Source organism: Piscinibacter sp. PDB5-1 (assembly GCF_056676035.1).
This window is the reverse complement of record NZ_JBWVZL010000004.1, coordinates 487,137-506,545: the sequence shown is the minus strand read 5'-3', so window position 1 is coordinate 506,545 and position 19,409 is coordinate 487,137. Positions and strand designations below refer to the sequence as shown.

At 69.8% G+C, this 19,409-nt stretch carries 15 protein-coding genes; 9 read left to right on the top strand and 6 right to left on the bottom strand.

Annotation, left to right across the window (positions count from 1 at the left end; all coding sequences use genetic code 11):
* Positions 1 to 61 precede the first annotated feature (61 nt).
* Positions 62 to 733: a LuxR C-terminal-related transcriptional regulator gene (locus AC1KAT_RS18595; RefSeq protein ID WP_480328461.1), complete on the top strand. Its 672-nt coding sequence runs from the start codon at positions 62 to 64 to the stop codon at positions 731 to 733.
* 26 nt (positions 734 to 759) lie between these two features.
* Here the strand turns inward: AC1KAT_RS18595 and AC1KAT_RS18590 are convergent, their stop codons facing one another.
* The 3 genes from AC1KAT_RS18590 to AC1KAT_RS18580 all read right to left on the bottom strand — a co-directional run bounded on the left by AC1KAT_RS18590 (position 760) and on the right by AC1KAT_RS18580 (position 5,498).
* Positions 760 to 3,111, bottom strand: a complete 2,352-nt coding sequence (locus AC1KAT_RS18590; RefSeq protein WP_480328460.1) for an ATP-binding response regulator — start codon at positions 3,109 to 3,111, stop codon at positions 760 to 762.
* 63 nt (positions 3,112 to 3,174) lie between these two features.
* A complete protein-coding gene (queA, locus tag AC1KAT_RS18585; protein WP_480328459.1) occupies positions 3,175 to 4,242 on the bottom strand; it encodes a tRNA preQ1(34) S-adenosylmethionine ribosyltransferase-isomerase QueA in 1,068 nt (355 codons plus the stop codon).
* A gap of 74 nt (positions 4,243 to 4,316) precedes the next feature.
* Positions 4,317 to 5,498, bottom strand: a complete 1,182-nt coding sequence (locus AC1KAT_RS18580; RefSeq protein ID WP_480328458.1) for a PQQ-dependent sugar dehydrogenase — start codon at positions 5,496 to 5,498, stop codon at positions 4,317 to 4,319.
* A gap of 38 nt (positions 5,499 to 5,536) precedes the next feature.
* Here AC1KAT_RS18580 and recG point away from each other — a divergent pair, with 38 nt between their 5' ends.
* From recG to AC1KAT_RS18550, 6 genes are all read left to right on the top strand, one after another.
* Positions 5,537 to 7,657, top strand: a complete 2,121-nt coding sequence (gene recG / locus AC1KAT_RS18575) for an ATP-dependent DNA helicase RecG (RefSeq protein ID WP_480328457.1) — start codon at positions 5,537 to 5,539, stop codon at positions 7,655 to 7,657.
* A 377-nt stretch (positions 7,658 to 8,034) separates the two neighbouring features.
* Positions 8,035 to 9,504: a hypothetical protein gene (locus tag AC1KAT_RS18570; protein WP_480328456.1), complete on the top strand. Its 1,470-nt coding sequence runs from the start codon at positions 8,035 to 8,037 to the stop codon at positions 9,502 to 9,504.
* A gap of 105 nt (positions 9,505 to 9,609) precedes the next feature.
* Positions 9,610 to 11,331 carry a GMC oxidoreductase gene (locus AC1KAT_RS18565; protein WP_480328455.1) on the top strand — a complete coding sequence of 574 codons (1,722 nt, stop codon included), beginning with the start codon at positions 9,610 to 9,612 and terminating at the stop codon, positions 11,329 to 11,331.
* Between the two features lie 96 nt (positions 11,332 to 11,427).
* The gene (locus tag AC1KAT_RS18560) at positions 11,428 to 12,666 is read left to right on the top strand and encodes a Yip1 family protein (RefSeq protein WP_480328454.1); all 1,239 of its coding nucleotides are present in this window, start codon (positions 11,428 to 11,430) and stop codon (positions 12,664 to 12,666) included.
* A gap of 208 nt (positions 12,667 to 12,874) precedes the next feature.
* A complete protein-coding gene (locus AC1KAT_RS18555; protein WP_480328453.1) occupies positions 12,875 to 13,999 on the top strand; it encodes an ABC transporter substrate-binding protein in 1,125 nt (374 codons plus the stop codon).
* 76 nt (positions 14,000 to 14,075) lie between these two features.
* On the top strand, positions 14,076 to 15,101 hold the full coding sequence (locus tag AC1KAT_RS18550; protein ID WP_480328452.1) for a hypothetical protein: 1,026 nt from the start codon (positions 14,076 to 14,078) through the stop codon (positions 15,099 to 15,101).
* Between the two features lie 248 nt (positions 15,102 to 15,349).
* On the opposite strand, the gene AC1KAT_RS18545 is transcribed toward AC1KAT_RS18550, so the two are convergent.
* Positions 15,350 to 16,477 (bottom strand): ABC transporter substrate-binding protein, encoded by a 1,128-nt coding sequence (locus tag AC1KAT_RS18545; protein WP_480328451.1) that lies wholly within the window; start codon positions 16,475 to 16,477, stop codon positions 15,350 to 15,352.
* A 277-nt stretch (positions 16,478 to 16,754) separates the two neighbouring features.
* Between AC1KAT_RS18545 and AC1KAT_RS18540 the strand changes: the two genes are divergently transcribed.
* A complete protein-coding gene (locus tag AC1KAT_RS18540; RefSeq protein ID WP_480328450.1) occupies positions 16,755 to 17,291 on the top strand; it encodes a hypothetical protein in 537 nt (178 codons plus the stop codon).
* Here the strand turns inward: AC1KAT_RS18540 and AC1KAT_RS18535 are convergent.
* A complete protein-coding gene (locus AC1KAT_RS18535; protein WP_480328449.1) occupies positions 17,276 to 17,734 on the bottom strand; it encodes a c-type cytochrome in 459 nt (152 codons plus the stop codon). The genes AC1KAT_RS18540 and AC1KAT_RS18535 overlap by 16 nt on opposite strands.
* Before the next feature lie 89 nt (positions 17,735 to 17,823).
* On the opposite strand from AC1KAT_RS18535, the gene AC1KAT_RS18530 reads away from it, so the two are divergent.
* Positions 17,824 to 18,462, top strand: coding sequence for a cytochrome b/b6 domain-containing protein (locus tag AC1KAT_RS18530; protein WP_480328448.1), 639 nt, complete (start codon positions 17,824 to 17,826; stop codon positions 18,460 to 18,462).
* A gap of 21 nt (positions 18,463 to 18,483) precedes the next feature.
* Here AC1KAT_RS18530 and AC1KAT_RS18525 read toward each other — a convergent pair whose 3' ends face one another.
* The gene (locus AC1KAT_RS18525) at positions 18,484 to 19,041 is read right to left on the bottom strand and encodes a hypothetical protein (protein WP_480328447.1); all 558 of its coding nucleotides are present in this window, start codon (positions 19,039 to 19,041) and stop codon (positions 18,484 to 18,486) included.
* Positions 19,042 to 19,409 lie beyond the last annotated feature (368 nt).

Below are 19,409 nucleotides of genomic sequence, written 5' to 3'. Positions count from 1 at the left end.
ACGGATAATTGCGCTTTCGTCCCGTCGGCCGCCCCGGCCTTTGCCCCGCCTTCACGCCCGCATGCGCACCCTGCTCGTTGACGACCACGCGCTTTTTCGAGAAGGCCTGGCGATGCTCATCGCCCACAGCTTTCCGACCCTCGAACTGGTCCAGGCCGGCACGCTGGCCGAGGCCCTGGCGCAGGTGACCCCAGGGGCCGACCGGCCCGCCCCGCAACTCGTCTTGCTCGACCTGGCCTTGCCCGACAGCCAAGGGCTCAGTGGCCTCAGCCGCGTGCGCGACGCAGCGCCGGCCGCCACCGTGGTGGTGCTGTCGGCCGACGAATCGGCCGAGACCGTGCTCGCCGCGCTCGACGAAGGCGCGGCCGGGTTCATCCCGAAGACCGCGAACGCCAGCGCGCTGAAGTCGGCGCTGCAGGTGGTGATGGGCGGGGGCGTGTCGCTGCCCTCGACGGTGCTCGCCGGCAGCACGCCCCCGGTGCCGCCGCTGCCCCCCGCGCAGGCGGCCGACGCGCTGGGGCTGTCGCCGCGCCAGCTCGACGTGCTGGCCCTGTTGATCGAGGGCCGGCCCAACAAGCTGATCTGCCGCGAGCTGGACCTGTCGGAATCGACGGTGAAGACGCACCTCGCGGCGATCTTCCGCAAGCTCGACGTGAACACGCGCACGCAGGCGGTGGTGGCGGCGGCGCGGCTGGGCCTGCGCCTGCGGGTCACGGGGCGCGTGGCGGGCTGAGCCGCCCCCTCGCCCGAACGCTCACCTCACACCGGCAGCTCGCCCAGCGCGGTGCTGCGCAGCGCGAGGTCGATGGTCTCCAGCAGCGCCTCGGCGCGGAAGGGCTTGTGCAGCACCGGCACGCCCGAGCTTTGCAGCAAGGCCAGGTCGCCCGGCGAGGTGTCGCCGGTCACCACCATCGCGTGGACCGCGCCGCAGCGCTGGCGCACGAGTTCGATCACCAGCAGGCCGCTGCCGCCGGGCAGGCGCTGGTCGGTGATCAGCAGGTCGGCAAAGCGTGAGGCATGCGGCGCCGGCCGCGGGCTGCCAGGCAGCGGCAGCGCGGCCCGCAGCGCCGGCACGCCGTCGAGCGCCAGCACCTCGGCGCCCCAGGCGCGCAGCCGTTCGGCCAGCGAGTCGCGCATCGCCGGGTCGTCTTCGACCAGCACCAGCCGCTTGCCGGCCAGGGGCTGCTCGCGCACGGGCGGGGGCCGCACGCTGACCGCGGCGTCGGCCTCGCGCGGCGCGAGCAGGCTGAAGCAGCTGCCGCGCCCCACGCGCGATCGCAGTTGCAGCGGGTGCCCGAGCATCGCAGCCCCACGCTTGACGATCGACAGCCCCAGGCCCAGGCCGCGCGCACTTTCGCGGGCACGGTTGCCGAGCTGCACGAACTCCTCGAACACCAGGGCCTGGTTGTCTTCGGCGATGCCGATGCCGGTGTCCCACACCTGGATCAGCACCTCGGCGCCCCGCGAGCGCGCCGCGACCAGCACGCCGCCGCGCTCGGTGTAGCGCAGCGCGTTGCTGACCAGGTTGCGCAACATCTGGTCGAGCAGCACCGGGTCGGACCGCACCGCCAGCCGCGTCGGCCGAAAGCGCAGGCGCAACCCCAGGCGCGCCGCCTCTTCGCCCGCGTGCAGCGCGATGCCGTCGAACACGGTCTGCAGCAGCACGCGCTCGGTGCGCGCGCGCGCCGTGCCCGATTCGAGGCGCGACAGGTCGAGCAGGCCCTTCAGCAGGCCTTCCATCGAGGCCAGGGCTTCGTCCACGCGGTCGATCATCTTGCGCAGGGCGGGCTGCGTGATCTGCTCGCGCATCAGGCTGACCATCAGGCCGATGGCCGCCACCGGTTGGCGCAGGTCGTGGCTGGCGGCGGCCAGGAAGCGGGTCTTGGCGGTGTTGGCCGACTGCAGCGCGCGCGTGCGCTGCTGTACGCGGTGCTCGAGTTCGAGGTTGAGTCGCTCCACATCGCCGACCGCCCGCACGAAGCGGTTCATCTGCATGAGCCCGTAGACGCCGAAGGCCATCGGCATGGCGTAGGGCACCCAGAAGAAGTCGGTGACCGGCAGGTAGCCTTGCTGGAAGGCGTAGTCGTGCGCGCCCGACACCATCAGCAGCGCGAACCCGGCGACCAGCGCGATGTTGATCAGCGAGCGGTCCTTGCGCATCGCGCGCCAGATGCCCACCAGCGACGACACCCCGGTGACGAGCAAACAGGGGTAGACCACGGCGCGCATCAGGTTCAGCTCGCCGAACCACGCCGCGGCGGCGCCCGCCAGCGGCACGGCGATGGCGGCGGCCACGATGCTGCGGTCGAGCACATTGCGGCGGCGGTCGGTGTGCAGGCTGAGTGCAAACGCGGCGAAGAGCAGCACGGTCCACACCTGCGCGGCGAAGTAGAAGAAGTCGCCGAAGCCCACCGGCATCAGGCTGACCTTCATGAAGTAGCTGTAGTTGCGAAACGAGCCCAGCAAGGCCAGCACGCCGAACAGGCCCATGGCCCGCTCGCTCGGGCGGCGCCATCGCACCAGCAGCAAAAAGATCGCCAGCAGCGCCATGCCCATGTTGAGCGAGCGCGGCAGCTCGTCGGTCAGCAGCGCGAGGTGCAGGTCTTCGTCCGCCAGGATGGCCGTCGGGCCGAAGGACACCGGCGACAAGCCGCCCTGGATGCGGTGCGCGACCTCCAGCACCAGTTCGTTGTCACCCGGGCGCAGCATCAGCGGCGGCAGCGGGATGATCGCGCGCACCGGGTGGCGGTAGCCGCGCTCGAAGCTGTCTTCGATCAGCCGGCCGTTGAGAAACACCCGGCGCGACGAGCTGACCCGCGTGAGCGACACGCCCAGCGGCTGCTCGGGTGGGGTCGCATCGAGCCGAAAGTGGACCACGTAACGCGCCTCGCCGCGCGTGGGCAGGCCGCGTTGCGCCCAGGTGTCGGGCAGGGCCACCTGCTCTGGCGGGGCGTCGCGCCCGGGGTGCTGCACGGTGGCCTCGTGCAGCACGCGCAAGGCCTGCGCGTGCGCGCCCCCGCCGATGGCGAGCGCCAGCCAGGCTGCCAGCACCCCCAGGCACAGCCGGAGCCAGCCTGTGGGTCGAAGCCCGGGCACCTGGTGTTGCAACATGCCCGGCAGACTAACGGCCCGCAGGCCCGGCGGCGAGGGGGTGCGGGTCGGCCATTTGGCCGATCAGCGCGGCTGTCGCGCCAGCAACATGGCGTCGCCGTAGCTGAAGAAGCGGTAGCGCTGCGCGATGGCATGGCGGTACAGCGCCATCGCGTGCTCGTACCCGGCGAAGGCGCTCACCAGCATCAGCAAGGTGCTCTTGGGCAGGTGGAAGTTGGTGAGCAGCACATCCACCACCCGGAAACCGAAGCCTGGGGTGATGAAGATGTCGGTGTCGCGGCTGCCCGCGAGCAAGGTGCCGCCCCGCGCGGCCGATTCGAGCGCGCGCAGCGTCGTCGTGCCGACCGAGACCACGCGGCCGCCGCCGGCCTGCGTCGCAGCGATGGCATCGACGGTCGCCTGCGGCACCTCGAACCATTCGCTGTGCATGCGGTGCTCGGCCAGCGACTCGGTGCGCACCGGCTGGAAGGTGCCCGCGCCCACGTGCAGGGTGACGTTCGCCAGGCCGACACCGCGCGCTTTCAGCGCGGCCAGCAGCGGTTCGTCGAAGTGCAGCGCGGCGGTGGGCGCCGCAGCCGCGCCCGGGTTGGCGGCGAAGACGGTCTGGTAGCGGCGCTCGTCGTCGGCATCGTCGGCATGCGTGATGTAGGGCGGCAGCGGCACGTGGCCGTGGCGCTCGATCAGCGCGAAGGGCTCGGACGGGAAGCGCAGGTGGAAGAGCGAGTCTTCGGGGCCCCCGCGGCCGAGCATCTCGGCCTCGAAGTGGCTGCGGCCGTCGCCGCTGTCGAAGCGCAGACGCGCGCCGGCTTTCGGTGACTTGCTGGCACGCAGGTGGACCATGACCTCGTTCCGCGGCAGCACGCGTTCGACCAGCGCCTCGACCGCGCCACCCGAGGCCTTGCGGCCCAGCAGCCGGGCCTTGATGACCTGGGTGTCGTTGAAGACGAGCAGGTCGCCGGCGTGCAGCAGCCCGGGCAGATCTCGGAACCGGCGATCGACCGGATCGGGGCCGGTGCCGTCGAGCAGGCGCGAGCCGCTGCGCTCGGCGGTGGGGTGCTGGGCGATGAGTTCGGGCGGCAGCGCGAAGTCGAAATCGCTCAGCGAGAAGGTGCGGGGGGTGGGGGCAGACATGGCTCGCAGGCTTCACCGGCCTGGGTGCGTGGAGAGGGCGGCGATTGTTCCACGCGCCTGCGTGCGCTGGCGGCTCAGCGCGCGTCGGGCCGCAGCACCAGCACCGTGCGGTTGCGGTCTTCGACGATCCACAGCTGGCCCTGGGCGTCGAGCGCCAGGCCAGTCGGCGTGCCGTTGGGGCGCTGCTCGCCGCGGGCCGACCAGCCGCCGACCCACTCTTTCGGCTTGGCGCGTGGCTGGCCCTGCGCGTCGATCTCGAAGCCCACCACCCGCCGGCCGGTCGGCCGGTGGCCGTGCCACGCGACCAGCACCTGGCCCTTCAGGGGGCCGTGCGTCGCGTGCAGCATCGCCAGCGGCGCGGCATGTGCCGGCCACAGCGCGAGCGGGCGCATGGTCTTGCCGCAATCGAAGCGCTTCTCGTAGCCACGCGCCGCCGTGCGGTCGCCCACGCAGTAGGGCCAGCCGTGGTCGGCCCCGTCGCGCACGAGGTTGAACTCTTCGGCCGGCGCGTCGGCCTCGGGGTAGTCGATGGAGTTCTCGCCTTGCAGCAGGCCGACGCCCGGCACATGGGCCAGAGCCACCGAGTTGCGCAGGCCGCGCGCGAAGACGCGCATCGACTGCAGCGTGAGCCCCGGCCCGTCGAGCGTGGCCTCGTAGATCGCCGCGCGCGGCCGCTCGCCCTCGCGCTCGGGGCAGGGCAGGGGCTGCTGCTGGGCGTCATTGCGGCAGGCATCGGTGGCCGAGCCGACGTTGATGTAGAGCGTGTTGCCGTCGCCGAAGGCCAGCTCTTTGAGCGGGTGCGAGCCATCGTCGGGCAGGCCCGGAACCACGTCTTCGCGCTGGATGGCAGCACCGGGCACGGGCACCGGCGTGCGCCACACGGTGCCGGCCTCGCCGATGTAGATGCGCGCATCGGGCCCGCGCACCAGCGCGAGCGGCCGGTCGAGCTTGTCGGCCAGCGTGCGCATGGCGGGACGTTCGCCGGGCTTGCCGAGCGTCATCTCCAGCAGGCGGCCGCGCTTGGGCTCCCAGCTGCCCATGTCGATCAGCCAGAAGCGGCCGGGCGCCACTTCGAGCAGGCGGCGCGGCATGCGCAGGCCGTCGCGCTCGTCGGCCACCAGGCCCACGCACCAGCCCGCGGGCGTGGTGACGTCGATGCGCGGCCAGCCACCGCAGCGGCCTTCGGGGGTGTAGCCCTTGGCCAGGGCGAACAGGGGCAGGGCCAGGGCGGCGCAGGCCAGGAGACGTCGGAACATGCGGGCAGGGGGCAGTGGCGAGGCGGCAGAATCATTGCATGCCCGCCCCGGACGCCGCCCTCGACAACGCCCCCGCGCCCACCCGCGCGGCCAAGGCCAAGGGCAGCGAGAAGTCGGCCCCGCAGCGCGCGATGGACAAGCTGGGCCTGGTGCGCGACATCGACCTCGCGCTGCACCTGCCGCTGCGCTACGAAGACGAGACCCGGCTCACGCCGATCCGCGACCTGCGCGACGGCGACACGGCGCAGATCGAAGGCGTGGTGGACCAGTGCGAGGTGCAGTTCCGCCCGCGCCGCCAGCTCGTGGTGCGGCTGCACGACGCGAGCGGCGACCTGGTGCTGCGCTTCATCCACTTCTACCCGAACCACCAGAAGACGCTCGCCGCCGGCAACCGCGTGCGCGTGCGTGGCGAGGCACGCGGCGGTTTCTTCGGAATCGAGATGGTGCACCCGAGCTTCAAGGGTGTGACCGACGACACGCCGCTGGCCGCCGCGCTGACACCGGTCTACCCGGCCAGCGCCGCCTTGCCACAGGCCTACCTGCGCAAGGCCGTCGCTTCAGGCCTGCAGCGGGCCGATTTGAGCGAGGTGCTGCCGCCCGCGATGGTGCCGAGCGGCGTGCCCTCGCTGCGCGAGGCGCTGCGTTTTCTGCACCACCCGTCGCCCGAGGTGAGCCTGGCCACGCTGCAAGACCACAGCCACCCGGCCTGGCAGCGGCTCAAGTTCGAAGAACTGCTGGCGCAGCAGTTGTCGCAACTGCAGGCCAAGCGCGAGCGCGCCAAACAACGGGCCCCCGCCTTCGCGGTGCAGCCGCTCGGCCTGCACGAGCAGTTGCTGGCCGCGCTGCCGTTTGCGTTGACCGAGGCGCAGCGCCGCGTCGTCGAAGAGATCGCGCGCGACCTGCAGCGCGAGCTGCCGATGCACCGCCTGCTGCAAGGCGATGTGGGCTCGGGCAAGACGGTGGTGGCCGCGCTGTCGGCGGCGTTGGTGATGCACCACGGCTGGCAGTGCGCGCTGATGGCGCCGACCGAGATCCTCGCCGAGCAGCACTTTCGCAAGCTGGTGCAATGGCTCGAACCGCTGGGCATCCAGACCGCGTGGCTCACCGGCAGCCGCAAAGGCAAGGCGCGCACGCAGATGCTCGAACGCGTGGCCTCGGGCGAAGCGCGGCTGGTGGTGGGCACGCACGCGGTCATCCAGGGCGAGGTGCAGTTCGCCAAGCTGGGCCTCGCGGTGATCGACGAGCAGCACCGCTTCGGCGTGGCGCAGCGGCTGGCCTTGCGCGACAAACTTGTCGCGCATTCCCAGGACGGCGACAAGCTGCAGGCGCAATCGCTGGAGCCGCACCTCTTGATGATGAGCGCGACGCCCATCCCGCGCACGCTGGCGATGACGCTGTTCGCCGACCTCGACATCAGCACCATCGACGAGCTGCCGCCGGGCCGCACGCCCATCGTCACCAAGGTGTTCAGCGACGGCAAACGCGAGCACGTCATCCAGACGATTGCGCAAGAGGTCGCGCGCGGCCGGCAGGTGTACTGGGTGTGCCCGCTGATCGAAGAGAGCGAAGCCGTCGATTTGCAGAACGCCACCAGCGCGCACCAGCAGTTGAGCGAGGCCCTGCCCGGCGAGATGGTCGGCCTCTTGCACGGCCGCATGCCGGCGGCCGAGAAGGCGGCGGTGATGTCGCTCTTCAGCGAAGGGCAGATGAAGGTGCTGGTCAGCACCACCGTCATCGAGGTGGGCGTCGATGTGCCCAACGCCAGCCTGATGGTGATCGAACACGCCGAGCGCTTCGGCCTCAGCCAGTTGCACCAGTTGCGCGGCCGCGTCGGGCGCGGCTCGGTGGCCAGCGTGTGCGTGCTGCTCTACACCGGCCCCTTGTCGGACACCGGCAAGGCGCGCCTGAAGGCGATGGCCGAGACCACCGACGGCTTCGAGATCGCGCGCCGCGACCTCGAAATCCGCGGGCCGGGCGAGTTTCTGGGCTCGCGGCAATCGGGTGCGCCCTTGCTGCGCTTCGCCGACATGACGCTCGACGAGGCGATGGTGCACACCGCACGTCGCGCCGCCGAGGCTTTGCTCGACGCGCACCCGCAGGCGGCCGAGCGGCACGTCTCGCGTTGGCTGGGCACCAAGGCCGAGTTCCTGAAGGCCTGAGCCACGGGGCCGCTCAGGCCCTCGGCAAGACCCGAAGCGGCGCAGGGTCATCACCCCGAGACGCCGCTGCCACGGGGGCCAGGCGGGCGGCAGCGCACCGCGCCCACCCTCGCCCCGCCTGGTGGTCGTTCGCGACAGCGGCTCGTGAAATCAAGCACCTGCGTGCGTTCGGCCCCACCGGCATCGCCCCGCCGCGCACACGGGTGTTGCGCCGCGGCAAAAGACAAGCCCTAGCCAGCGTCTGTCGCTCGCCGTGAACAGGGCTGGGCCTCTCACCACGCGACTTGCATGATGAAACGCGAGCGGCCGGCCCACGACAAGTCCGGCCCTCCGGCGTTTTCACCCTCGTGCAAACGGTTCATTCAGTGGAGGACAACATGAAGATTCAAGGCAAACTTTTCTGGGCATGCCTGGGCAGTGCCCTGCTCGCGTTGCAGGCCCATGCAGCCACACCCACCCCATTCGCCGACAACAACGGCACGGTGGTGCCCCCCAGCCAGTACAGCGGGCCGCTGTTCAAGCTGAGCCACGACTACCCCACCAAGGCGCCGGTACCGGCCATGCCCTGGCGCCAGGCCATCAACAACGGGCGGATCACCACCGCCAACGCGAAGGCCTACGCCGAAGCGTTGAAGCAGGCCGTGGGGCCCGACATGCGCGTGCTGATCGAGGACTACGCCAACTGGGACGCCGCCAAGCGCGGTTGGTACAACGAGCCCTGGCTCGGCTACCTGCGCGAACCCATCCACGGCATGTACGTGGGCAGCCAGGAGCTGGACGCTTCGCTGTTCAAGCAAAGCGGCCTGACCCGCCCCATCACGACCTACGTGCTGACCTACTACGACAAGACCGCCGCGCCGACGCTCGCCAAGATCTGGGGCAAGACCGCGATGAAGCCGGCCGTCTCGCCCACGACGACGCAGTTCGCCGAAGGCGCGGTGGTCATCAAGGCCTCGTTCATCACCGCCGACGGCGCCGTGTGGCCCCCGATGCAGGGCGCGCTGACCTGGCCGCTGTACATCGGCGTGAACGCCACCACCAACCCGCCGCCCAACTACACGGCGAGCCCGCCGGTGCTGACGAACGCCTCGTTCATGCAGTTCGACATCATCGTGAAGGACAGCAAGTCGGCCCCCAAGACCGGCTGGGTGTTCACCACGCTGGTCTACGACCAGCGGCTGCCGCGTGGGACCCACGGCATCTGGGACCAGATGGTGGTGCTGGGCGCGCAGTGGGGCAACGACCCCCAGGCTGCCGACCCGGGCAACCCCAAGCCCAAGCTGATCGAGAACTGGAACAACCCCGACGCCCCCGCGTACGGCGACGAGACCCTGGGCTGGGGTGAACGCCTGTCGGGCCCGAACGACGGCGCGATGAACGACTTCGCCTACACCAGCGGCACGAACCCCCGTGCCAAGGTGGCGGCCAAGGAAGGCAGCGCGAGCCAGGCGGGGCAGCCGGTCTACGTCACCAACGGCAAGAACTCGTCGTGCATGAGCTGCCACAGCTCGGCGCAGTGGAACCTCAAGAACCCGAAGCTCGGCATGGACTCCTTCCTGCTGCCGCTGCTCACGCCGCGCCCGCAGCTGCCGGCCGGTTGCACCAACCCCAACGACCCCTGCGCGAACTTCCTGAACTCGCCGCCGCCGGGCTCGCCGCTGTGGATGAAGTGGTTCCAGAACCGCAAGGGCAACGTGCCGATGGACAAGGGCAGCGTCGCCGCCGACTTCGACATGGTGCTGACCTTCAAGTCGCTGCCGGCCTGGTACCAGGCCACGCAGAAGGCGGACCACCCGCTGCTGCAACTCGACCGCAACGGCCGGCAGTACCTCACGCCCATCCGCTGACCCCCACCCGCGCAGGCGCACCCCCGCACGGTGCCCCGGTTCGACCGGGGCCGCCGGGCGCGGGTGCCCACGCCCATATCCGTCGAAGTTGTCGAAGGACAGACCATGAGCTTCACCTACAAGCACTTCTACACCCAGCCCCCGGGTGCCGCGCCCGTGCCCACCGGCATTGCGCTGGGCTACCCGGTGCCCGGGCCGCAGACCACCGACGCCAACGGCATCGCCACGCATGCCTTCTTCGCCAGCCCCGCCGAGTGGGACCAGATCCGCCAGCAGGCCTACGACTTCATCGTCATCGGCACCGGCCCGACCGGCGTGGCCTTCGTCGAGCAGGCGCTGAAGAACAACCCGCACGCGAAGATCCTGGTGCTCGAGCGCGGCCGCTTCGTGCTGCCGGTGCACTACCAGATGCTGCCGATGGCCTTCCAGGCCGCCACCGGCTCGCCGCCCACCACCTACCCCTGGACGCGCACCACGCGCATGGCGACCACCGGGCTGGAGATGTTCCAGGCCGGCTACGTGCCCATCGTCGGCGGCCGCTCGGCCTACTGGAGCGCGTGGTCACCCGCGCCCACGCCCACGCTGATGCGCGACTGGCCGCAGGCGCTGGTGGACGTCACCCTGCAGCCCGGCTTCTGGGAGCGCGCCCGCGCCTTCTTGCGCGTGACCTCGATGGACCGCATCAACGACGGCGTCTACGGCAACATGCAAGAGCAGCTGGGCAGCCGGCTGCGCGACAACTTCAAGCGCTTCGTGCCCAGCGCCGAGAGTGCCTACCCGGCGCCCATCGCCGTGGCCAACCCGGGCTGGCAGACCGTCAAGTTCTACAAGTTCTCGACCGTGGGCACCCTGCTGGGCCTGCACAACGCGCAGAAGGCGCGGGCCGCCCAGGGGCAGGGCAGCCCGCTGCCCATCGTGGACCACTGCGTGGTCGAGCGCCTGGTGCACGACGAGCAGGGCACGGTCACCGCCCTCGTCACCAGCCGCGGCGACCTCGCGGTGGCCTCGGCGCGCATCGTGCTGGCGATGGGCACCATTCCGCCGGCCACGCTGCTGATGAACTCGTTCGGCGACCGCCTGCCCAACGCCGGGCAGCGCTACACCGGGCACTTCATGTCACACGTCACCGCCCGCGTGAAGCGCTCGGCCTTCAAGAACGTCGCCCCGCTGGAGCTGGGAGCCCTCTACCTCGACGGCAAAGACCCGCAAGGCCAGCAGTACCACGTGCAGGTCAGCGCCTTCGCCTCGACCAACCCGGCGCGCGACCAGGACACCATCGCGCACGAAGCGCCCGACGCCGCCGCGGTGGCCTCGATGCAGCAGCTGCAGGGCTCGGAAGAACACGTCGTGTTCGTCTGCGCGACGCTGGGCGAGGTGAGCGAGAAGAACCCCGACAACTGGATCCGCCTCAACGCGGGCCGCGACGACAGCTGCAACATCACGCTGCAGCTGGGTCTGAGCCCGGCCGACCAGCAGCTCTGGAACACCCTCGACGAGGCCACCTACCAGACCCTCGAGGCGCTGGTCAGCAGCGACGGCAGCACCCCGCCGCTCGAATACTGGGTCGAAGACACGAACGGCGCCGGCACCTGGGGCAGCGCTCGCCCGCCGCAAACGCAGAGCCGGCTGAACATCATCGTGCACGAGGCCTCGCCGCTGTGGATGGGCACCGACCCCGCGACCTCGGTCGTCGGCACCGACTACCGCCCGCACGGCGTGCACAACGTGTACGTCACCGGGGCGTCGATCTTCCCGACCTGTGGGTCGTGGAACCCGACGCTCACGATGTGCGGGCTGGCGCAAGACCTGGCCGACCGGCTGAGCTGAGCGCGCGGCATGTGACGTTGGTCGATTCGCAACCCGCAGCCTGCGCCCTAGATTGCGCGGGCTGGCAGGGTCGCCAGTTCCACTGGAGCCTTGCCCATGAACCTCATCCAACGCGTACAGGCCATCCTGCTCAAGCCCAAGGAGACCTGGCCCGCCATCGCCGGTGAAGCCACCTCCATCGGCGCCATCTACCGCGAGTACCTGGTGTTTCTCGCGGCCATTCCGGCGCTGGCGGGCTTCGTCGGCATGTCGCTCATCGGCATGGGCGGCTTCGGCCTGAGCCTGCGCATGCCCATCGTCAGCGGGCTGGTGCAGATGGTGCTGAACTACGCGCTGTCGCTGGCGATGGTCTACGTGATGTCGCTGGTGGTGAACGCGCTCGCACCCAGCTTCGGAGGCACCAAGGACCCGCTGGCGGCCTTCAAGCTCATCGCCTATGCGATGACGGCGGCGTTCGTCGGCGGCATCTTCAGCCTGGTGCCGATGCTCGGCATGCTGGGCCTGCTGGCGGCGCTGTATTCGATCTACCTGCTCTACACCGGCATCGGGCCCTTGATGAAATGTCCGCCCGACAAGGCCGGCGCCTACACCGCCGTGGTGGTGGTCTGCGGCATCGTCTTGGGCGTGGTGATGGCCGCGCTGATCGCCGCCCTCACGCCGGGCATGGGGATGTTCGGCGCCGGGCGCGCAGGCGGTGGCGACATGGTCATCAACACCCCCGACGGCGAGGTGCGCCTGGACACCTCGAAGATGGAAGCCATGGCGCGCCAGATGGAAGAAGCCGGCAAGCGCATGGAGCAGGCCCAGAAGTCGGGCGACACCGAAGCCGCCGGCAAGGCCCTGGGCGAGATGATGGGGGCGATGGCCGGCAGCGGCGGCGCGCCCCTGCCGCCCCAAGACCTGAAGGCCCTGCTGCCCGAGGCGCTGGGCACGCTGAAGCGTGAAGCCATCGAGGCGCAATCGAACAACGCGATGGGCCTGGGCGCCTCGACCGCCGAAGCGCGCTATGCCGAGGGCGAGCAACGCGTGAAGTTGTCGATCACCGACATGGGCGGCCTGGGCGGTCTGGGGGGCCTGGCCGCGCTGGCCTGGGCCAACGCCACGCTCGACCGCGAGACCGAAACCAAGATCGAGCGCGTCTACAAGCAAGGCGCGCGCACCGTGCGCGAAGAGCACCACAAGGACGGCAGCCGCAGCGAGTACACCGTGCTGCTGAAGAACGGCGTGGTGGTCGAGGCCGAGGGCCGGCGTGTCGATGCCGCCGCGCTCAAGGCCATCGTCGAAGGGCTCGACCTGGGCAAGCTCGAAGCGATGCAGCGGCCGGCCAAGTCCTGAGCGGCCCCCCGGCGCGCCCATCCATTCCCCTGCACCGTGACATTCCTCGCAATCGGGCGAGGCACGGGGTCTCGCCGATTCATCTGGTAACCATCTGGGGCTCAGCCCCCGGGTCACTTCGGCCGAACACCATCGAGTGCCCGCCCTGCCCATCGCGCCGGGGCCGGCGCTTCAACGTGGTCGCGCGAAAACACCAGGGGTGGGAAAAATGGGCATCAATCGTCGAGACGTGATCTTGGGGGGCTCGGCGTTGGCGCTGTCGGGGCCGCGTGCATGGGCCGCGACCAACGCCTCGGGCGTGCTGAAGTTCGGCCAGTCGGCCTCGCTCTCGGGCGGCCAGGCCAGCTACGGCAAGGACGTGCGCGACGGCATCCTCGCGGCCTTTGCTGCGGCGTCGGCCAAGGGCGTGAAGCTCGAACTCATCACGCTCGACGATGGCGGCGACAAAGAGCGCTGCAAGGCCAACACGCAGACGCTGATCGAGTCGGGCGTGCTGGGCCTGGTGGGCTACACCAGCGGCGCGGCGGCCGAGGCGGCGGCCGGGCTCATCGAAGAAAGCCGCACCGTGCTGCTGGGCGCGGCGAGCGGCAACATGGGCATCCGTGCCGACAAACTGCGCATGCAGTACCACGTGCGCGCCGGCTACGACCTCGAATACCAGCAGATGGTGCGCTACGTGAAAGACTTCGGCATGCGCCGGGTCGGCTACGTGTACCTGAAGGACACCTCCGCCGCCAACCTCGACGCGATGACCACCGCGCTCGACCGCGTGGGCGTGAAGCTCACCGAATCGGTGGGCCTGAGCCGCAACACGACCGATTTCTCGGCCACGGCCAAGACCATGCTCGACGCCAAGGTGGACTGCGTGCTGTTCACCACCAACGCCACCCCGGTCTCGGGCGTGGTCGAGAAGATGGCCGCGAGCGGCTACCTCGGCATGTACTTCTCGTCCTCGTTCGCCGGGCAGTCGCTGCTCGACGCGATGGCGCAGCGCAAGCAGAGCGTCGTGATGGCGCAGGTGGTGCCGCGCCCCAACGCGCTGGGCCTGCCGCTGATCTCGCGCTGCCACAAAGACATCGCCGCCCTGGGCGGCGGCCAGCGCGTGGGCTTCACCGCCATCGAGGGCTACATCACCGGCGTGATCGCCGCCGAAGCCGCGCGCCAGGCCCTGCGGGCCGGTGGCTCGCCGAGCAAGGCCCGCTTCCACGAAGCCCTGGCCGAGCTGCGCACCGACCTCGGCGGCTACCAGGTCGATTTCACCGGCGGCAAGACCCAGGGTTCACGCTTCGTGGATGTGGTCGCCATCGACCGCGCCGGCCGCGTGATCGGCTGAGCCCCTTCGCACCGCCATGCCGCGTCGGCGCGGCGGCCTTCTGCGTTGTCCAACGCACGTTCACTTGGGAGGAAAAATGAAACTGAAACATCGTCCGTGGATTTCCGCCGTCGCGACACTCGCGCTCGGCGCCAGCCTCGGCGCTCACGCGCAGGGCGGCGACACGCCGCAGAACCGCGAGCGCGTGCAGGCCTCGGCCGCGGCCCTGGCGGCCGAGCTGGCCCGGGCCTGCCCGCTCGCACCTGCCGACAGCACGAGCGCCTACAACACCTGCCGCCAAAGCCTCTACAAAGAAGATTCGGTGCTGCGCACCAAGCTGCCGGCCTTCGTGTTCTGGGGCCGCCAGCGCGACCCCAAGCTGTCGCTGAAGGAAACGGGCCTGACCCAGTTCGCCCCCGACGTGTTCAGCAACATGTATCTGTCGCTGTTCATGTTCAACGGCAAGCACACCGTGCGCTGGGTCGAGTCCGAAGGGCTGTACCAGGTGCGCCTGCAGACGGCCTTTCGCAACCGCATGGAGCCGGGACAGTTCCCGTACCCGTTCTGGCACGAAGCCGAGAAGTGGTCGATGTACGAGAACGCCCGCGAGGTCGTGCTGTATTGGGACGGCAAGGCCGACCGCATCCGCGTCGCGCAGTTCACCGTGCATTCCGACGTGACCCCGCTGCAAAGCGTGGAGCCGGTGGTGCACGCCAAGCACGATGGCCAGTGGCTGTGGACCGACGCGCAAGGTCGCACGCAGCCGATGGTCACCGTGTTTGACGGCCTCTTCGCGGTGAACAACCCCTACACCGCCCAAGTGGACAAGACCTACAAGGCACTTGCGCTGCGCCTGCGCGAAAGCCAGTGCAACGACTGCCACGTGCCCAACAACCCCGACAAGATGAAGCGCCTGGTGCTGCTGCAGACCCCGTCCCATGCCGCTGGTGAAGTGGGCCGGCTCATCAAGTCGGTGCGCGAAGACAAGATGCCGGTGGACAAGATCGGCGTCGAGCAACCGCTGGAAAGCGGGCCCAAGGCCGCGCTGCTGAAAGACGCCGAAGCCTTCCAGAGCGCCTACCTCGCCGCCAAGGCCTGGGACCAGCGCAACGCCCAGCGCTGAACGGCATCGCCCCGCGACGAGCCCGCCTTCGAGGCGGGCTTTTTTCTGGCCACGAAGCTTCCTGGAGCAGCCACGGAAGTCCGTTCGGGTGGACCCTGTCGAAACCCCGGCGTGGCCCTTCGATACCGCAGGGCGAACGGTGTCCGGTTCATGGTTCGCATCCGCAGCAGCAAAGACAAAGGCCCGAGCGGCAGTGCCGGTCGGGCCTTTGCGGTGAGAAGCGAACCGCGTGAGGCGTCGTGCCTCGCTCAGCCGACCAGGCGGCCGAAGCGGTCGATGGTGATGAGATCCACGTACTGCGAGCCCTGCTGCGAGCCCGAGAAGTCGATCTTGTAGCCCCCGAGGTCGGTGCGCAGACTGGCCAGCGCTTCCTTCATGCGGCCTTTGCCCATGCCGCCACGGCTCATCGCCGAACGCACGGCTTCGACGGCGGTGCGGCCGGCGATGTAGCCCTCGAGCGTGGTGATGCCCATCTTCGACTCGGCGCCGATCGCCGCCAGGTCTTGCGCGCAGCGGTTGACCACGCTCACGCGGGCGGCGCTGGGGCGCGGCACGACGGCGCTCATGATGCAGCTCTGCTTGCGCTCGATCAGGGTGTCGAGCAGGCTCTGGCCGCCGAACGACGACGCGTAGAACAGGCCCGGGTAACGCGAGGCCAGCATGCGGTCGATGATCGCGGCGGCCGGCGTGGCGTTGGTGGCGAACATCACGCAATCGAGCTTTGCGCCGAGCAGCGCATCGGCCACGCTGTCGAACGCCTTGTCGTTGCGGTCGATGGCAATGGCCTCCTTCGGGGCCACCGACAGGCGCGACAACGCCAGGTTCAGCGCGTCCATGTTGGCCTTGGAGGTGTCCTTCAAGTAGACGACGCCGACGCGGCTCATGCCGAAGTCTTTCGCGTAGCCGACCATGCGGGTGTATTCGAGGTCGTAGCCCGCGCGCACGTTGTAGACCGGCAGCGTCTTGCCCTGGCGGATGCCCATGTTGCCGCTGGCCGTGCCCACGAGCGGCACCTGGCTCTCTTGCACCATCGACATGCTGGCTTCGGCGCCGGCGCCGCTGGTCAGGCCGATGACGGCCGAGACGCCCGAGTCGATCAGCGTGCCCACGTTCTTGGCACAGCGGTCTTTGACGCCGCCGTCGTCCATGGTCAGCAGTTCGAAGCGCGGGCCGTTGCCGTTGTCGGCCCGAGAGGCCGCGGCGAACGCGGCGAGGATGCCGTCGCGCACGTTCTTGCCGTACTCGGCCTGGCCGCCCGTGAGCGAGGCCGACTGGCCGAACTTGATCACCGGCTGCGTGGCCGCACGGACCGACGGCGCCCAACCTGCACCAAGCCATGCGGCCGATGCGCCCAACATCAGATTTCTGCGGTTCATTGACATGTTTGAGCCTCCCAAAGCCTCAGGGCCGCAAAACGCGCCCTGCGAGAACGGTTCATCGGTCACCGCCGCGCCGGGCTTGAGTGCACTGCACAAAGAGATACACCTGTCGCGCCTGCTTGCGGGCGACCCCGCTGCACCGGGCTCCGGCACGCGACTTATTTCGCATCGTGGCGGGATTACCCCAGGGGGTAACGAATTGACACAAGTTTGTTACGAAAGACACACTGGCCTCACCCGTTAGCCGCGACTCACCGACCTTCTGGAGACCGCCATGTTTGCCACCGCCAAGACCCACTCCTTCGTGCGCCGCCTGACCACCGCCCTGGCCTTGGGCACGTTGGCCTGCGCAGCCCAGGCGGTCGAGATGCGCGGCTTCCGCGGCGTGGCCTGGGGCGACGCCGTCGAGAAGCTCGGCGACGTGAGCCTGGTGTCGCAGGCCGGCGCGGTGAGCTGTTACCAGCGCAGCAACGAGAACCTGCTGTTCGGCGACAGCCCCGTGAACCACATTCGCTTCTGTTTCAAGGAAGACAGGCTGTTCATGGTGTCGATCGAATCGGCCGGGCAGGCCCAGGCGCTGGCGCAGGAGTTCGCCCGCACCTACGGCAAGCCCTCGCAGCAGAAGGCCGGCCGCAGCGTGTGGGCCGCGCACCGTGGGCAGGCCCAGGCCGAGGTGATGGCGCAGCCCCCCACCGGCAGCGCCCTGCGCGTCTACAGCGCAGGCACCGACCGCAAGGTGGTCGATCAGACCGCCGCGATGATGGCCGCGGCGCAAGCGCCGCAAACCGTCGCCGCCTACTTGGCCAAGTAAGGGTCGTGGCAGGCCTTGCAGGCCTTCGCCACCCCCAGCAGCGCCGTCTTCACCTGGGCCGGGTCGCCCGTCCGGGCGGCGGCCTTCAGCTTGGCGCTCTCGCCCTGCATTGACTTGGTGAGTTCGCGGAACTTCGGCATCTCGCGCCAGACCTCGGGCTGCGCCTTGCTGCCGGTCTGATCACCGCCCGGCACAAAACCTTCGAAGGCCGCGCGCGCCATCAGGTCGATCACATCGGCGCTGAATTCGAGCGAGGCCTTGTCGCTCGGCGCATCGCCCTTGGTCGCGGCATTCAGCCGCGTCATGTGGGCGCCCATCACAGTGAACGCTGACTGCCGGTACCTCACGGCCTTGTCGGCAGGCACCGCCTGCGCCCACGCGCCGGCGCCGCCCACAGCCAGCGCCACGCCCAGACAGAGTCGCACGGTTGTTTTTCGATACATACAGGTCCTCCTTCACAGCCATCGGAATACCGATATCGAACCCACGAGGCTGGCGCTTGAGCGCCGATGTGAAACAAAAGGGGGCCACGATGCACACAACATTTGTCAGGGTTTGGGATTGGCCGCTGCGGCTGTTCCATTGGGGGCTGGTGGCCTGCGTGACGGGCTGCATCACGACCATCCACCTCGGCGGCGACTGGATGGAGTGGCACGCCCGCTTCGGCTACGGGGCGGCGGGGCTGCTGGCCTTCCGCCTGCTGTGGGGCTTCATCGGCTCGCGGCATTCGCGCTTCGCGAGCTTCATCTATTCGCCGCGCGAGACGCTGCGCTACGCCCAGGGCCGTTCGCGCACCCGCTACCTCGGCCACAACCCGCTGGGGGCGCTGTCGGTGTTCGCCATGCTGGCGGCGCTGGGCTTCCAGGCCTTCGGCGGGCTGTTCACCGGCGATGACATCCTGTTCGAAGCCCCGCTGGCGCACCTGGTGTCCAGCGACACGGTGTCGTGGATCACCGGCTTGCACAAGCGCAACCAGTGGCTGATCTACGGCTTTCTGGGCACGCACATCGCGGCGGTGATGTTCTACACGCTGGTCAAGCGCGAGAAGCTGATCCCGGCGATGCTGCACGGGCGCAAGCCGCGCTTCGCATCGCCGCCCGCCCCGAGTCGGCCGCGCGCGCGCCCGGGCCTGGGTGCGACCACGCAGGCGCCGATTTCGACGCTGCTCTGAGGGCGGGGCCCCGGCGGCCGATCAGCCGCCGAAGTGCATCTGGTATTTGGCGCCGTCCGAGAACTGGCAGGCCCCAGTGCCCATGGTCGGGCCGGTGATCAGGTATTCGCACTGGGCGTTGACGCCCTTGGCGCCGAAGGCATTGGCAATGCCCCTCCGGCCGCTGAAGCTGCGGTTGGCGGTGCCCAGCACTTCGTTGTGGATGCGGCCGAAGGCGGCGTAGCTCGCATCGACGCGGGTCGCTTCGCCCTGCAGCGCGTCGCCCAGGTAGTTGAGGCTGAAGCTGCCGCGCCCGGCGTTGTTGTCGGTGACGACGGCCATCAGGAGGCCGCCCTTGTTGGCCTGCGCATTGAGCGGGTACAGGCGCGCGCTGTAGACGGCGGCCTGGGCCGGGCCGGTCGGCGCCGGCGTGGCCACCGGGGCCGGGCGCGGCGCGGTGATGTCGTGGGCCGGCGGGGTGGACACGGGGTAGGCCTGGCCGGTGCGCGGGTCGATGGGCACCACGTAGCAGGCCGTCAGGCTGCCGGCCAGCGTGGCGGCGGCGATCAGGGTGAGGGTGCGTCGTTGCGATGTACTCATACGGTCCTTGCGGTTCACGGCACATGCCGCGGCGCGAAGGATGGGCAGCGCCCCCGCTCGACTCAAGCGCCACGCCGTGCGGTATCACCGCGCGATGCCGCACGGGGCATGACGCGGCACCGGTGCTGGGCTATTCTTCGCCGACCATGCCGCTGACCGAACTGCGCTACATCGTGGCTGTCGCCTGTGAAGGGCGGGAGAGGGGCCCCACCGCGGGTGGGGATCGCAGCCCGCAGCAGGCGGGGGGCGACGGCGATGCGCATGTCACCCGAGGGTCGGGGCCATGACGCTGACCGAATTGCGCTACATCGTCGCCGTCGCCTGTGAAGGGCGGAAGAGGGGCCCCACCACGGGTGGGGATCGCAGCC

Excerpts from the sequence above, each read along its gene's own strand:
- AC1KAT_RS18595 (WP_480328461.1), top strand. The coding sequence starts at position 62 with ATGCGCACCCTGCTCGTTGACGACCACGCGCTTTTTCGAGAAGGCCTG.
- AC1KAT_RS18590 (WP_480328460.1), bottom strand. The coding sequence starts at position 3,111 with ATGTTGCAACACCAGGTGCCCGGGCTTCGACCCACAGGCTGGCTCCGG.
- queA (WP_480328459.1), bottom strand. The coding sequence starts at position 4,242 with ATGTCTGCCCCCACCCCCCGCACCTTCTCGCTGAGCGATTTCGACTTC.
- AC1KAT_RS18580 (WP_480328458.1), bottom strand. The coding sequence starts at position 5,498 with ATGTTCCGACGTCTCCTGGCCTGCGCCGCCCTGGCCCTGCCCCTGTTC.
- recG (WP_480328457.1), top strand. The coding sequence starts at position 5,537 with ATGCCCGCCCCGGACGCCGCCCTCGACAACGCCCCCGCGCCCACCCGC.
- AC1KAT_RS18570 (WP_480328456.1), top strand. The coding sequence starts at position 8,035 with ATGAAGATTCAAGGCAAACTTTTCTGGGCATGCCTGGGCAGTGCCCTG.
- AC1KAT_RS18565 (WP_480328455.1), top strand. The coding sequence starts at position 9,610 with ATGAGCTTCACCTACAAGCACTTCTACACCCAGCCCCCGGGTGCCGCG.
- AC1KAT_RS18560 (WP_480328454.1), top strand. The coding sequence starts at position 11,428 with ATGAACCTCATCCAACGCGTACAGGCCATCCTGCTCAAGCCCAAGGAG.
- AC1KAT_RS18555 (WP_480328453.1), top strand. The coding sequence starts at position 12,875 with ATGGGCATCAATCGTCGAGACGTGATCTTGGGGGGCTCGGCGTTGGCG.
- AC1KAT_RS18550 (WP_480328452.1), top strand. The coding sequence starts at position 14,076 with ATGAAACTGAAACATCGTCCGTGGATTTCCGCCGTCGCGACACTCGCG.
- AC1KAT_RS18545 (WP_480328451.1), bottom strand. The coding sequence starts at position 16,477 with ATGAACCGCAGAAATCTGATGTTGGGCGCATCGGCCGCATGGCTTGGT.
- AC1KAT_RS18540 (WP_480328450.1), top strand. The coding sequence starts at position 16,755 with ATGTTTGCCACCGCCAAGACCCACTCCTTCGTGCGCCGCCTGACCACC.
- AC1KAT_RS18535 (WP_480328449.1), bottom strand. The coding sequence starts at position 17,734 with ATGTATCGAAAAACAACCGTGCGACTCTGTCTGGGCGTGGCGCTGGCT.
- AC1KAT_RS18530 (WP_480328448.1), top strand. The coding sequence starts at position 17,824 with ATGCACACAACATTTGTCAGGGTTTGGGATTGGCCGCTGCGGCTGTTC.
- AC1KAT_RS18525 (WP_480328447.1), bottom strand. The coding sequence starts at position 19,041 with ATGAGTACATCGCAACGACGCACCCTCACCCTGATCGCCGCCGCCACG.